This window comes from Pseudomonas argentinensis (assembly GCF_001839655.2).
GTDB classification, from domain to species: Bacteria; Pseudomonadota; Gammaproteobacteria; order Pseudomonadales; family Pseudomonadaceae; genus Aquipseudomonas; species Aquipseudomonas argentinensis_B.
This window is the reverse complement of sequence record NZ_CP056087.1, coordinates 346,620-359,470: the sequence shown is the minus strand read 5'-3', so window position 1 is coordinate 359,470 and position 12,851 is coordinate 346,620. Positions and strand designations below refer to the sequence as shown.

The window sequence follows — 12,851 nt, the reverse complement described above, 5'->3', positions numbered from 1 at the left end:
GAATCTGTTCACGGTCTTGCGAGCTAGAGCGATACAAGGCAAAAACAAGCGAGGAAGCGGAGTTTACAAGTGGTAAATGAGCATTCCGAGCTTGTTTTTAACGCAGTAGCGCCGACGCGCAGCAGACGGTGGACAGATTCTCAGTCGTGCAGGTCGGCCTTGGCCGTGCTCTCCGGCAGGAACCAGTTGAGCACCAACGCGCAGATGCCGCCGGTGGCCACGCCGGACTCCAGCACGTTGCGCAGGGCTGCCGGCATATGGGCGAGGAACTCCGGCACCTGGGAAACGCCCAGGCCGAGGGCCAGGGACACGGCGATGATCAGCAGCGCGCGACGATCCAGCTCGATGCCGGCGAGGATGTTGATGCCCGAGGCCGCCACGGCGCCGAACATGACCATCGCCGCGCCACCGAGCACCGGCTCGGGCACCGCCTGGATCACGCCGGCTACTGCCGGGAACAGGCCGAGAATCACCAGCGCCAGGGCGATCCACACGCCGATATGGCGGCTGGCGATGCCGGTCAGCTGAATCACCCCATTGTTCTGGGCGAAGATCGAGCTGGGAAAGGTATTGAACACGCCGGCCAGCAGCGAATTGACGCCGTTGACCAGCACGCCGCCCTTGATGCGCTGCATCCACAGCGGGCCTTCCACCGGCTGGCGGGACACCTTGCTGGTGGCGGTGACGTCGCCGATGGCTTCCAGGGAGGTCACCAGATAGATCACCAGCATCGGGATGAACAGGCTCCATGAGAAGCCCAGGCCGAAATGCAATGGTGTCGGCACCTGGAACAGCTCGGCCTGGTGCATGCCGGTGAAATCCAGGCGGCCCAGGTAGCCGGCCAGGGCGTAGCCGACCAGCAGGGCGATGACGATGGCGCAGCTGCGCATCCACACCACGGGAACGCGGTTGAGCACCACGATCACCGCCAGTACCACGCCGGACAGCAGCAGGTTCTCGCCGTTGGCGAAGGTGCCGCCCGCCATGGCGCCGTAGCCGCCGCCCATGCTGATCAGGCCGACCTTGATCAGCGTCAGGCCGATCATCAGCACCACGATGCCGGTCACCAGCGGGGTGATCAGCCGTTTCACGAACGGCAGGATGCGCGAGATGCCGATCTCCACGAACGAGCCGGCGATCACCACGCCGAAGATCGCCGCCATCACGCCCTCCACCGGGGTGCCCTGCTTGACCATCAGCGCGCCGCCGGCGATCAGCGGGCCGACGAAGTTGAAGCTGGTGCCCTGCACCACCAGCAAACCCGCACCCAGCGGGCCGAAGCGGCGGCATTGCACGTAGGTGGCGATGCCGGAAATCACCAGGCTCATGGACACGATCAGGTTGGTGTCGCGGGCCGACACCCCCAGCGCCTGGCAGATCAGCAGGCCCGGTGTGACGATCGGCACGATGATCGCCAGCAGGTGTTGCAGGGCGGCGAGGATCGCCACCAGCGGGCGCGGGCGGTCTTCGAGGCCGTAGATCAGTTCGCCGTTACGCGGGGAGTCACCTGGTTGCATGGTCGTGATCGCCTGGGAAAGCGGCGGATTCTACTGCCTGGGCCGGGCAATCCCAAGAGGTCCGCGACAGGCTGAACGGCATCTGCGAGCCAACCGATCCTCACGTTCCAGCCGGTAAGCTGGAGCAGTCGGCGAGCGGCTGGGATCTGGCCGATGGTGAACATGGCGGTCGGCGGTTGGTCAGCCGGGTAAGCATCCGGTGTCCTCAGCGGTGCGCGAAATGGTTGGCAGCGCGCTGCTTGCCTGGCGCGGGTCGAGCGCGAATCGAGGCATGTCAAGGATGCTGCCCCGATCCTGCTAGCGAAAACCTGAACTTAGCAGCGCCCTCCAGTGACTGATTGATTAAGGGCGATCGGCCCATCTGTATTTACCAGCCCTGGAGGCGGATATGTCGGATCATCACACTTACAAGAAGGTCGAGCTGGTTGGCTCTTCCACCTCGAGTATCGAAGATGCCATCAACAATGCCCTGACCGAGGCCAGCAAGAGCATTCGGCATCTGGAGTGGTTCGAAATCACCGAGACCCGTGGGCATATCGCCGATGGTGCGGTGGCTCACTATCAGGTCACCTTGAAAGTCGGGTTCCGCATCGCCAACAGCTGATGATGGCGAGCCTGGGTTAGCCGCAGTCACTTGCCATAACGGTGATCTGCGGCTTTATTGAGCCGGGCCACTTTTTTGGCGCCCGGTGTTGTTCACTGTTACGAGGGAGCGTTTGTGATGAAGAAAGTGTTGTTTGCAGCAGGCCTGATGGCACTCGCGGGTTCCGCTTTCGCGGCAAAAGACTGCGAAGAGCTCAAAGACGAGATCGATGCGAAGATCCAGGCCAACGGCGTATCGTCCTACACCCTGGAAATCGTCGACAAAGGCAGCGTGACCGATCGCCAGGTGGTCGGCACCTGCGATGGCGGCACCAAGGAAATCGTCTACCAGCGCAACTGATGACGAGGCTCGAAAGCCGGCTCGCAGCCTCTGCGATGCCGGCTTTTTACTGCCTGCGATTTGTCATGAGTTGGCCTGAGCCGATTGGGAAGCGTAGGATAAGACCTACTGTTTCACTCGGATAAAGCCCCGGCGTTATCCACCAGCAAGGGTTCTCTCATGTCCGCACTCGCGAAACTTCCTTTCTCCGTTCTCGACCTGGCGCCGATCCGCGACACCGGCAGCCCGCAGCAGGCGCTGCATAACTCGCTGGCGCTGGCCCGGCATGTCGAGTCATTGGACTTCAACCGCTTCTGGGTCGCCGAGCACCACAACATGGATGGCATCGCCAGCTCGGCGACCGCCGTGCTGCTCGGCTACCTGGCGGCCGGCACCTCGCGCATTCGCCTGGGGTCGGGCGGGGTGATGCTGCCCAACCACGCGCCGCTGGTGGTCGCCGAGCAGTTCGGCACCCTGGCGACCCTGTATCCGGGGCGTATCGAGCTGGGGCTGGGGCGCGCGCCCGGGGCGGATCAGTTCACCGCCCATGCGTTGCGCCGCGAGCGCTCCGGCAGCGCTGACGACTTTCCCCAGGACGTCGCCGAGCTGCAGCGTTACCTCGGCCCGCGCACACCGGATCAACGTGTCATCGCCGTACCCGGCACCGGCACCAACGTGCCGATCTGGCTGCTCGGCTCCAGCCTGTTCAGCGCCCAGCTGGCCGGTGAGCGAGGCTTGCCCTATGCCTTCGCCTCGCACTTCGCGCCGCGATACGTGCATGAGGCGATCCGGGTCTACCGTAATGCCTTCCAGCCTTCCGAGGTGCTCGACAAGCCCTACGTGATGCTGGGCGTGCCGCTGCTGGCCGCCGATACCGACGAGCAGGCGCAACACTTGGCCACCTCCGCCTACCAGCGCATCCTCTCGCTGATTCGCGGCCAGAGCCTGGTGCAGCGCCCCCCGGTGGAGTCGATGGACGGCCTGTGGCTGCCCCACGAGCGCGATGCCGTGGGCAGCTTCCTGGGCATGGCGGTGATCGGCGGGCCGCAGAAGATTCGCGCGCGGCTGGAGGTGTTGCTGGAGCAGACCGAGGCCGACGAGCTGATCTTCACCTGCGACCACTATGATTTCGCCGACCGCCTGCACGCCTTCGATATCCTTGCCAGCCTGCGTTGATCGAGGCGGCACAGCCCAAAAAACTCGAACTTGCCTGGCCGCTGTCTCTCTCAATCCTGTACCCCTCATCAACCGGAGCAGCGAGATGAAGAAGACAGCATCGGCCCACTGGCAGGGCGGCATCAAAGACGGCAAGGGCACCATTTCCACCCAGAGCGGGGTGCTTTCCGAGCAGCCCTACGGCTTCAATACCCGCTTCGAAGACAAGCCCGGCACCAACCCGGAAGAGCTGATCGGTGCGGCCCATGCCGGCTGCTTCTCCATGGCGCTGTCCAAGGAGCTTGGCGAAGCGGGCATGACTGCCGAAAGCATCGATACCAAGGCTGAAGTGACCCTGGACAAGCAGGACGGCGGCTTCGCCATCACCGCCGTGCACCTGTCGCTCAAGGCCAGGATTCCGGGTGCTGATCGCGCCGCCTTCGAAAAAGCGGTGGAGACCGCCAAGACCGGTTGCCCGGTTTCCAAGGTCCTGAACGCCGAGATCACCCTGGAAGCCGTACTGGAAGCCTGACCGGCTTCTCGTCTTCCAGCCGCTGAGCCGCCCCGCGCGGCTCAGACCGCTTGTTCCACTTTATTCAGAAACTGCCGCAGCGCAGATTCTTGCCCTGTGCCAATACGTTGCGCTCGGCATCGTAGAGCACCGCCTGACCGCGCATTACCACCGAACGGGCCTCGACGCGATAGCGCTGGCCGGCCTTGAAGTCGTCATAGCGAATGCGGATATCACAGGTCAGTTGCTGGGGCTCGGACATCATCGAGGCGCCACCGCCGCCGGCCACTTCGAAGCGATAGCGCATTTCCAGCTCATGGGCGCCAGGGGTCACCTGAAAATAACGGCCGTCATTGACGCGCTCGCGGTCCAGGCGCTCGGCCATCAGCAGGTCGATGCCTTCACCCTTGAGGTCGATCCAGGCCATGTTCGGGTCGGCGGGTGGCAGCGGCGACGCGCAGGCACCGAGGAGCAACAGGCTGGCAAGCAATAGGGGCTGGCGCATCGAAGTGTCTCCGGTAGGCGATTGTGCAGATGCAGCAGTATCGCGCAAAGCAACCGCGACTTCGCGGTAGGATGAGGCGCTTACCCTTTACATGACGACGGCCATGCTCGAGCAGTGCACCTCTCTTCTTCTCGACCTGCCGCGCCGCGCTGGGGTTCCCCTGCTGGCGCTGCTGCTGACCGGCTGCAGCACGGTCGATTACTACGGGCAACTGGCGCGCGGGCAACTGCAACTGCTCAATGCACGGCAACCGATGCAGGCCGTGATCGACGACCCGGCGACCGATGCACAGGTGCGTCAGCGCCTGGCGCTTTCCCAGGAGGCTCGCCGGTTCGCCAGTGCGCAGCTGGCGCTGCCGGACAATCGCAGCTATCGCTTGTATGCCGATCTGCAGCGGCCGTTCGTGGTGTGGAATCTGTTTGCAACGCCCGAGTTCTCGCTGCAACCACAGCTGCACTGTTTTCCCATTGCCGGCTGCGTGGCCTACCGCGGGTTCTACGAGCAGAGCCGTGCCCGCGGCGCGGCAGCCTTGCTCGAGGCCCAGGGGTTGGATACCTATCTGGGTGGCATTGAAGCCTATTCGACCCTGGGCTGGTTCGATGACCCGATCCTCAACACCATGCTGCGCTGGAGCGACGAGCGCCTGGTGGCGGTGATCTTCCATGAGCTGGCGCACCAGCAGTATTACCTGGCCGGCGACACGGCGTTCAACGAGTCCTATGCCACCTTCGTCGAGCAGGAGGGCTTGCGGCAATGGCGCGCCGCACGTGGTCTGCCAGCCGCCAAGACGCTCGGCGTGCAGCCGCGGGAGCAGTTCGCCGAGCTGGTACTGGCCAGCCGCGTGCGTCTGGAAACCCTCTACGCCAGCGACCTGGGTAACGAGGCGATGCGTGCCGGCAAGCAGGCGGAATTCGACCGCCTGCGCGCCGAGTATCGGCAACTGCGCGCCAGCCAGTGGAATGGCGTGGGTTACTACGATGCCTGGATCAACGGTCCCTTGAACAACGCCAAGCTGCTGCCTTTCGGGCTTTACGACCAGTGGGTCGCGGCGTTCGCCAGGCTGTTCGCCGAGGTCAACGGCGATTGGCCGACCTTCTACCGGCGGGTCGCCGACCTGGGTTCGTTGCCGCCAGCGCAACGGCTTATACAACTGCAGGCGTTGGCTGCTGTCCCAGAGTAGGGTCAGAACCAACTAGACGCAGAGGAAGGTCGTGATGAGAGGATGGACGGCGGTGATGCTGGTGCTGGGCGTGGTGAGCGGCAGCGCCTGGGCGGCGCCCAAATCGTGTGAAGAGCTCAAGCAGGAAATCGAAGTGAAGATCCAGGCGGCGGGCGTGGCCAGTTATACCCTGGAAATCGTGCCCAACGAAGAGGTCGAGGACGACACCATGGTGATCGGCACCTGCGACGGTGGCAGCCGCAAGGTGATCTACCAGCGCAACGACCTGACCGGCTCGCGAATGATGTAGCGGCCCACGCCGCTATCGTTTCAGCCGGCGAATGCCTGGCGCAGCTGCGCCAGGGTCTGCACATGGTGAGCCGGGCGCTCGCTGCTCAGCTCTTCCAGGCTACCGAACCCGTAACCGACCGCCACCGCCTGCACGCCGTTGCTATGGGCGCCGATCAGGTCATGCTTACGGTCGCCGATCATCAGCGTATCGGCCGGGTCCAGCCCTTCCTGTTCGAGCAGGTGAGCGATCAGTTCCACCTTGTTGGTGCGCGTGCCATCCAGCTCGCTGCCGTAGATGGCCTTGAAGTAGCGCGCGAAATCGAAGTGCCGGGCGATCTCCCTGGCGAACACCGTGGGCTTGCTGGTGGCGATGTACAGGATGCGGCCCTGATCCTGCAGCAATTGCAGCAACTCGATCACGCCGTCGAATACCTGGTTCTCGTACAGCCCGACCTCGCGGAAGCGATCACGGTAGTGATTCACCGCCTCCCAGGCGCGCGCCTCCGTCAGGCTGTAGGTATGCATGAAACACTGCAGCAGCGGCGGGCCGATGAAGTGCTCCAGCGCCACCAGGTCGGGCTCATGGATATCCAGTTTCGACAGCGCATACTGCACCGAGCGGGTGATGCCTTCACGTGGGTCGGTGAGGGTGCCGTCGAGGTCGAAGAGAACGGTGCGCTGCTGCATGTGAAGGTATCCGCTGGCCTGAATCGGCGCGGATTGTCCCGCACCCCGAGGCCCCCGGCAACTCAGGCCGCGAGTGGGCGATAGATCCAGCGCAGGCTCAGGTGAGTCAGCGGCCACAGCAGCGCCAGCAGCAGGATCCCGAACAGCACCATCAGCACCAGCACCAGAATTTCCGAGCCGGCGTACAGGGCCACCAGCAACACGAAACCCAGTACGCCGGCCACCAGCAGCCAGATCGCCATGCACACCAGGACGCTCACCAGCAGGCGGCCGATGGCCAGCCGTGGCAACTGCGCCGGCAGGGAGCGGTGGGCGGCGATCAGCGCCACCAGGCCGTACACCAACCCGACAGCACTGCTGAGCCCCAGCATCCACTCCATGCCGTAGGGGCTGATGGCGGTGGAGGGCAGCAGCGTCAGCAGCTTGGTGTAGAACACGACGAACAGCAGGCCGAAGGCCAGTGCGGTTTCACCACGGCTTATCCGAGTGGGGCCGCTCTGGAACTGGCCCGTGCGGCGCATCAGCTGCAGGCTCAGCCACAGCGGCAACAGGGTCGCCAGCATGTAGGACACCAGGTTCAGTGGCAGCATGAGCAGGGTGGGCGAGAGGCCGCTGGCGTTCTCGTACAGCCAGGGCCCTATCTGCGCCCACAACAGGTTGTAGAGCAAACCGACGACGAAAATGGCCACCAGGTAGAGGCCTACTGACAGCGCGACAAGCCGCGCCGGGCGGCTGACATCCACCAGCGCGTATCGCTGCAGGTAGTAGCGGGCGAGCAGCAGTGCGCTGCAGCCGTCGACCGCCAGGGCGCTGAGCCAATAGGCGCCCAGCTGCCACAGGTTGTTCAGGTAGGCCTGGAAATGCTCCGGCTCCAGGGTCAGCCACATGATGACCCAGTGGATCACCAGGCTTGCCGTACAGCACGCCAGTGCCGTGAACAGCAGGCGTATGGGCAGTCGCGACGGTTGGCGGGCTTCATGGGAAGTGCCGGATTCGGCCGTATTGATCGCGTAGGGATTGACCATGAAGATTCCTGATAGGCTGGAAGCAGGTAAGGGTTTTGCGAGCGGTGCGCGAGCCTTGGCGCGACGGTGGCGGCAACCAGTGCGATCGGCCGAACCGGCCACGCAGCCAGGTCAGTGGCCACATGAGTGCAGACAGGATCAGCAGGTACTCGAGGAAACGAAAGGGCAACACCACCCAGCTGCTCAGCTCATCCACCCACTGGCCGCGGGTACCGACGAAGTGGAAATCGTAATTGACCCCGGTGCTGCCACCGCCGTGGGTAACGATCTCTCGGGTCTGCAACTGCGCCCCCGCCGGGGCGAACAACCACTCCAGCGGCTTGTTGTAGACCGGATTGCCGCGGGCATCGAGGAACATCCCGACATAGGCGGTGATGGCAATCAGCACCGCCGCCGCCACCGGTTTCGCCCAGGTGATGTGCGCCTTCCAGGCAATGGCGGCGAACGCCAGCAAGACCGCGGCACTGGCTACCCCATCGATAAAGATCGCGCCCGTGAAGAACAGGTAAATGGCCAAACCGATCAGGCAGAATCCACCGGTCACGGTGGCGGCGATGGCGAAGATGGACAGAACGGTCAGGAAGCTGGAGCGTGGGCTTTTCATGGGGCGATTCTAGCGCAGGGCTCAAGGGTCAGGTGCCGTCGGTATGCAGCCGATACGTGCCGCAGCGCACGCAGCGGAACAGATATCCGGTCGGGTTGCCATCTGTGCTCAACGCTTGCATATAGGCAGGTGGCGAAAGCTGGGCAGATCCTGGGTCATCGGAAATTTTCCAGTCTGGAGTGAACGGCCTTGTGGGATGCAGCGGTTCACAGGCTGCGCGGTGATCAGCAGACCTTTTCAGCCGTCGAGCCAGCTGTCGTGGATGCCCTTGGCACGTCGGTAAAGCAGCAAGCCAATCCTGCCTGCCAGCAAGATCACCACGAAGATGCCCACGGTCAGCCAGCTGTCGCCGAAGTAGTGCTCCAGCACGACGTAAAGCAGCGCCACCGGGATGAACAGCGCGGTGTAGATCAGATAGCGTTTGATCACTGGGGCGGACACTCCTCTTGCTCGTCTTTCAATGGACATTTGACCACGGCCTTGCCGGTTTGCCACGCCGCCTGGACTGCCACGGCCTCCTTGATGGTGTTGCGGTGTGCGGCCTTGCGCGCCGCCAGTTTGGCCGCGCGGTTGGCGGTGTTGGCGGCCTGCCCGGAGAGCGTCTTGAGCGCATTGCTCGACTGGTAGACCGTCTTGCCGGTGCTCAGCATACCGGGCGCGACTGTGCCAACGGCCGCCGAAGCGGCCACATGTTTCCAGTTGATGTCGATGCAGCTCAGTTTGATATCGGTCAGCGAGCGGTCGTTGTCCCAGTTGTCTTTCATTTGGCCGAGGATCTGTTTGCCGCCCTGCATGCCCACTTCGATTGCGGCACCCAACGCGGCACGGCCAAGGAAACCGGCCACTATCACCAGCGGCACGATCAGGCCGGTAGGGTCGTAAGCCACCACCGGGTTGGCATGGGCGTACTGATAGGGGTTGCTGCCACCGGCCAGGCCGATCGGATCCTGGCTGGCATAGCGACCGAGCTCCGGCAGGTAGTAGCGATGGCGGTTGTAGTACAGACCGCTTTCCTTGTCGTGGTACTGGCCCTGGAAGCGCACTGGCTGCTCGCCTGGGCCGGTTTCATCGCGTACCGCTTGCCAGTCATCGGGGTCGGCGCGCCATTGCTGCAGACCCTTGTCATCGCTGAGGCGCAGGGGCGTGCCGATCTGGTCGTTATGGAAGAAAGCGATAAGCGGCGTGTCCAGCACTGGCCGGCAGGCATCGGGCAAGGCTTCGCCCTCTAAAGCCAGCGCGCGTCGCACCTGCAGTAGCTCCTCGCTTAGTGGCGCGCAGCGTTGCTGCAGGCGCAGCAGAGGGATGTAGCTACCGGGCTCGTGCACCAGCGTGCGCACCTGCGTGCCGTCCGCCTCGGCACATTGGCGATCGCCGTCCCAGCCGTAGCGGGTCAGTGTGTCACGGCCTCCCTGGCGCACCCGTTTGGCAATGCGCCTTCCTAAGCCGTCATAGCGGTAATGGGCCTCCAGGCTGCTGCCATCCGCCTCGTGGCGTGTGAGCTGCACTAGCCGCTGCGCGCCATCGTAGCCCAGCAGCAGCCGATGACCATCCGCTCCAACGCGTTCAATCAGGTTGCCGGCAGCGTCGAAACGATACTGGTTGCCACCGTGGGTGGTGACGCGATTGCCCGGCCACCTGGTAGCGCCGGAAGAGATCCCCGGCTCTTGTTCACGCTCGGTATGCTGGTAGCCGGAGCGGTATAACTCGCTGTCGTGGTGACTCGACCGGGCATGGCCGCCAGCCAGCTCACCGCTACTGTCCAGGCGATTGCCTGCTGGGTCGAAGACGTAGCGGCACGGTATGGCGTCGCCCTGTTTGCTGGCGACCAGACGCCCACCGGGCTCGTACTGGTAGCGGCGCGGCAGGTATTGATCATCATCGACGGCTGTCAGTTGACCCCAGGCATCATGCCGGTAACGACGTTGCCAGGCGGCGCTGACTGTGGTCAGCCGCTGTTGGGCCAGCCGCCCCAGCGGGTCGTAGCCTTGTGTCCGCTCGAACAGCACACCGGCCTGGTCGAGGCGTCGAGCGTCGCGGTGTATCTCGCGATGCAGGGCATCACGCTCGAAGGCCATTTCCACATGGGCCACGCGCACGCCGTGCAGATGACCAGGGCCGTAGGTGAGCCAGGCCAGCACCGGGGCATCGCCATAGCGGCTGAGCTGGCGCACACCCTGTTCATCGTGCTGATGGGCAACGTCGTAGACCCAGCCATCGGCGTGAACCTGGTTTTCCAGGCAGAGGTTGCCAGCCTTGTCGTAGGCCAAATGAACCTGGCATTCGGGGTTGCTGACACTGGCCAGGCGACCATCGGCGTGCCAGCAATAGCACTCGCGGCTCGGTGCTGCGAAAGGGGTGCCTGGCAGTTCACGGGCGGTCAGGCGGCCATCGCGATCATAGACATAGCGGGTTTCCAGGCCGTCGGCCTCAATCCGCGTGATGCACTCATCGGCGGCGTTGTAGCGGTAACGCTGCACGCGACCATCGAAGCCGGTCTGTTCCACCAGGCGGTCCACGACATCGTAGACGAAGCGGGCCAGTGCGCCGTTCTCATCGGTGAGCGCGCACAGGCGTCCGGCTGCGTCGTACTGGTAGTGCTGCGTGCGGCCAGCAGGATCGGTCGCCTGTACCAGGCGACCGGCATGGTCCCAGACGAACTGGGTGGCATTGCCGGCGTCGTCGCCGATTGCGGTCTGCCGGCCCTGGGCGTCGTAGCGATAGTGCAGGCGGGTTCCATCGGCAAAGATCACCGTCGTGACCTGGCCGAGCGCATCGTATTGCCAGCGGGTGACCTGCCCCATGGCATCCTGGCTGGCGACGAGCCGTCCTTCGGCGTCGTATTCGTGGCGGGTGGTATGGCCGGAGCAGTCGGTATGGCTGGTCAACTGGCCTAGGGGGCTCCACTGCATGAGGCGCACGCCACCCCAGGGATCGGTGATGGACGTTGGGCGATCCGGGAGCCTGGGGTCGCCGTAGGTGTAGCGCGTCGCGCCCGCAGGGCCTTCGACACGCAGCAGATTGCCTCGCGTGTCGCGCTCGAAGCGCCAGGTTCGCCCCGCGAAATCCACCAGCTCATCGAGCAGGTCGGTTTGCTCGTTGAGCACCTGGCGATAGCGATGTCGGCCCGGCGACTGTTCTTCACGCAAGCGCCCCTGGCCGTCTAGCCGACGACGTGTCTCGCGGCCAAGTGGATCGCGCAAAGCCACCTGACGGCCGAACAGGTCGTAGTCAAATTCGAACCGGCTGCCGTCGGCGCGTATCAGCGCCGTCCAGCGCCGTTCTCCACCTTCACCCGTGAAGTGGTAGTGCTCGATGCGCCCGATGCTGTCGATGACCTCGGTGCTGCCCTCGTGGTAGCGGAATTCGCGAGCCAGGCCGTCCTTTTCGGTTTGCCGCACCACTCGCCCAGCAGGGGTGTGCTCGTCCCATTCGTAACGCACCTCCAGCCCGCCCGGTTCACCGTGGGCGATCATGATGTGGTTGCACCAGGCGAACACCCTGACCACCTCGCCCTGGCGATTGCGTACTGCGATCAGGTCACCGCTGTCATTGAATTCATAACGCACCAGCCAGTCCAGGCCCGGTGCCTGTGGGTCGATGAGGGGCGTGGGGCCGGCATGGCTGGCGAGAACCACGCCGAACAGGCGCATGCCGTCATCATGCTCGCCTGGGTCGCAGACCATCTGGTAGACCAGCACGTAACTACGGTCGGCGCTGTCGCGGATGCTGGTCAGGTGGCCGCGTTCACCCCAGACATACTCCGTGCGATAGCCATTGCGACCGAAGGTGGCATGCAGGCGCCAGATGCCGTCCGTATGGCGTTGGAAATGAAAGTGGTCGTTGCCGTCAAGCAGGAAAATCGCGCTTTCGTCCCGCTGCTGGGCTTCGGCAATGGCGGCCCAGCGGGCATCCCATGGGCGCCAGCGCTGGGACGTTGCATTATCCTGGCCGCCGCGCCGGATCCACAGGCGCTCGCTGCCTGAATAGAAGGACACACCAGGCGCCAGGGCGGGAAAGCTGATGTGCCGTGCCTGGGCATCCACCAATACGCAGGCCTGCTCGCTCAGCTGCAACTGCATGCTTTCGCCAGGCAGCCACCAGCCCTGCCCGAGGCTGCCGACACGCGGGTTGCTGGACAGATAACCGCGCGCGAAGGCGAAGGTGTCTGGTGCGGCCAGGGCGAAATCGACCTCTTCGGGCAGCAGCTTGCAGCCCAGCATGGGATTGACGGGCTGGCCGACGCTCGGCAGGCAGGCCGAGACACGGTCTGCGATACCTACCGCTGTACTGCCAACATGCACAGTGGGTGATCCCGTGGCGATCACGCCCCCGGCGACCTTCTCTCCGACATGAGAAACCGGCAGCCCGGAACCGCTCATAGCGAGAGCCCTGCGGATGCGTGGCGCGCAGATGACTGGGTTTTATGCAGGGTAACGGATGACATGCTCATGATTTCCTATCCTGGGGGCTGGCCC

General features: G+C 64.1%; 13 protein-coding genes. 6 read left to right on the top strand and 7 right to left on the bottom strand.

The genetic code is table 11. From position 1 onward, the window contains the following. Positions 1-140: 140 nt before the first annotated feature. Positions 141-1,517: a uracil-xanthine permease family protein gene (locus SA190iCDA_RS01660; RefSeq protein ID WP_070885792.1), complete on the bottom strand. Its 1,377-nt coding sequence runs from the start codon at positions 1,515-1,517 to the stop codon at positions 141-143. 388 nt (positions 1,518-1,905) lie between these two features. Between SA190iCDA_RS01660 and SA190iCDA_RS01655 the strand changes: the two genes are divergently transcribed. The 4 genes from SA190iCDA_RS01655 to SA190iCDA_RS01640 all read left to right on the top strand — a co-directional run bounded on the left by SA190iCDA_RS01655 (position 1,906) and on the right by SA190iCDA_RS01640 (position 4,126). Continuing rightward, the gene (locus SA190iCDA_RS01655) at positions 1,906-2,121 is read left to right on the top strand and encodes a dodecin (RefSeq protein ID WP_070885793.1); all 216 of its coding nucleotides are present in this window, start codon (positions 1,906-1,908) and stop codon (positions 2,119-2,121) included. Positions 2,122-2,238: 117 nt separating this feature from the next. Then, the gene (locus tag SA190iCDA_RS01650; protein WP_070885794.1) at positions 2,239-2,460 is read left to right on the top strand and encodes a DUF1161 domain-containing protein; all 222 of its coding nucleotides are present in this window, start codon (positions 2,239-2,241) and stop codon (positions 2,458-2,460) included. Positions 2,461-2,619: 159 nt separating this feature from the next. Beyond that, complete coding sequence (locus SA190iCDA_RS01645; RefSeq protein WP_070885795.1) at positions 2,620-3,615, top strand: LLM class flavin-dependent oxidoreductase; 996 nt, start codon at positions 2,620-2,622, stop codon at positions 3,613-3,615. A gap of 85 nt (positions 3,616-3,700) precedes the next feature. Next, on the top strand, positions 3,701-4,126 hold the full coding sequence (locus SA190iCDA_RS01640) for an OsmC family protein (protein ID WP_070885796.1): 426 nt from the start codon (positions 3,701-3,703) through the stop codon (positions 4,124-4,126). A 64-nt stretch (positions 4,127-4,190) separates the two neighbouring features. On the opposite strand, the gene SA190iCDA_RS01635 is transcribed toward SA190iCDA_RS01640, so the two are convergent. After that, positions 4,191-4,610 (bottom strand): hypothetical protein, encoded by a 420-nt coding sequence (locus tag SA190iCDA_RS01635; RefSeq protein ID WP_070885797.1) that lies wholly within the window; start codon positions 4,608-4,610, stop codon positions 4,191-4,193. 103 nt (positions 4,611-4,713) lie between these two features. Here SA190iCDA_RS01635 and SA190iCDA_RS01630 point away from each other — a divergent pair, with 103 nt between their 5' ends. Together SA190iCDA_RS01630 and SA190iCDA_RS01625 are read left to right on the top strand one after the other, a co-directional pair. Then, positions 4,714-5,790, top strand: a complete 1,077-nt coding sequence (locus SA190iCDA_RS01630) for an aminopeptidase (protein WP_070885798.1) — start codon at positions 4,714-4,716, stop codon at positions 5,788-5,790. A 34-nt stretch (positions 5,791-5,824) separates the two neighbouring features. After that, positions 5,825-6,079 carry a DUF1161 domain-containing protein gene (locus tag SA190iCDA_RS01625; protein WP_070885799.1) on the top strand — a complete coding sequence of 85 codons (255 nt, stop codon included), beginning with the start codon at positions 5,825-5,827 and terminating at the stop codon, positions 6,077-6,079. Positions 6,080-6,099: 20 nt separating this feature from the next. Here the strand turns inward: SA190iCDA_RS01625 and SA190iCDA_RS01620 are convergent, their stop codons facing one another. From SA190iCDA_RS01620 to SA190iCDA_RS01600, 5 genes are all read right to left on the bottom strand, one after another. Then, a complete protein-coding gene (locus SA190iCDA_RS01620; RefSeq protein ID WP_070885800.1) occupies positions 6,100-6,747 on the bottom strand; it encodes an HAD family hydrolase in 648 nt (215 codons plus the stop codon). 62 nt (positions 6,748-6,809) lie between these two features. After that, positions 6,810-7,772: a hypothetical protein gene (locus SA190iCDA_RS01615; protein ID WP_070885801.1), complete on the bottom strand. Its 963-nt coding sequence runs from the start codon at positions 7,770-7,772 to the stop codon at positions 6,810-6,812. After that, on the bottom strand, positions 7,723-8,376 hold the full coding sequence (locus SA190iCDA_RS01610) for a hypothetical protein (protein ID WP_205881597.1): 654 nt from the start codon (positions 8,374-8,376) through the stop codon (positions 7,723-7,725). The genes SA190iCDA_RS01615 and SA190iCDA_RS01610 overlap by 50 nt, the downstream gene beginning before the upstream one ends. 237 nt (positions 8,377-8,613) lie before the next feature. Next, positions 8,614-8,805 (bottom strand): hypothetical protein, encoded by a 192-nt coding sequence (locus SA190iCDA_RS01605; protein WP_070885802.1) that lies wholly within the window; start codon positions 8,803-8,805, stop codon positions 8,614-8,616. Next, entirely contained in the window at positions 8,802-12,755 is a 3,954-nt protein-coding gene (locus SA190iCDA_RS01600) for an RHS repeat-associated core domain-containing protein (protein WP_070885803.1), read from the bottom strand. The genes SA190iCDA_RS01605 and SA190iCDA_RS01600 overlap by 4 nt, the downstream gene beginning before the upstream one ends. Positions 12,756-12,851 lie beyond the last annotated feature (96 nt).

What these genes read in the sequence shown, in the direction of transcription:
- SA190iCDA_RS01660 (WP_070885792.1), bottom strand. Translation starts at nt 1,517, where the DNA reads ATGCAACCAGGTGACTCCCCGCGTAACGGCGAACTGATCTACGGCCTC.
- SA190iCDA_RS01655 (WP_070885793.1), top strand. Translation starts at nt 1,906, where the DNA reads ATGTCGGATCATCACACTTACAAGAAGGTCGAGCTGGTTGGCTCTTCC.
- SA190iCDA_RS01650 (WP_070885794.1), top strand. Translation starts at nt 2,239, where the DNA reads ATGAAGAAAGTGTTGTTTGCAGCAGGCCTGATGGCACTCGCGGGTTCC.
- SA190iCDA_RS01645 (WP_070885795.1), top strand. Translation starts at nt 2,620, where the DNA reads ATGTCCGCACTCGCGAAACTTCCTTTCTCCGTTCTCGACCTGGCGCCG.
- SA190iCDA_RS01640 (WP_070885796.1), top strand. Translation starts at nt 3,701, where the DNA reads ATGAAGAAGACAGCATCGGCCCACTGGCAGGGCGGCATCAAAGACGGC.
- SA190iCDA_RS01635 (WP_070885797.1), bottom strand. Translation starts at nt 4,610, where the DNA reads ATGCGCCAGCCCCTATTGCTTGCCAGCCTGTTGCTCCTCGGTGCCTGC.
- SA190iCDA_RS01630 (WP_070885798.1), top strand. Translation starts at nt 4,714, where the DNA reads ATGCTCGAGCAGTGCACCTCTCTTCTTCTCGACCTGCCGCGCCGCGCT.
- SA190iCDA_RS01625 (WP_070885799.1), top strand. Translation starts at nt 5,825, where the DNA reads ATGAGAGGATGGACGGCGGTGATGCTGGTGCTGGGCGTGGTGAGCGGC.
- SA190iCDA_RS01620 (WP_070885800.1), bottom strand. Translation starts at nt 6,747, where the DNA reads ATGCAGCAGCGCACCGTTCTCTTCGACCTCGACGGCACCCTCACCGAC.
- SA190iCDA_RS01615 (WP_070885801.1), bottom strand. Translation starts at nt 7,772, where the DNA reads ATGGTCAATCCCTACGCGATCAATACGGCCGAATCCGGCACTTCCCAT.
- SA190iCDA_RS01610 (WP_205881597.1), bottom strand. Translation starts at nt 8,376, where the DNA reads ATGAAAAGCCCACGCTCCAGCTTCCTGACCGTTCTGTCCATCTTCGCC.
- SA190iCDA_RS01600 (WP_070885803.1), bottom strand. Translation starts at nt 12,755, where the DNA reads ATGAGCGGTTCCGGGCTGCCGGTTTCTCATGTCGGAGAGAAGGTCGCC.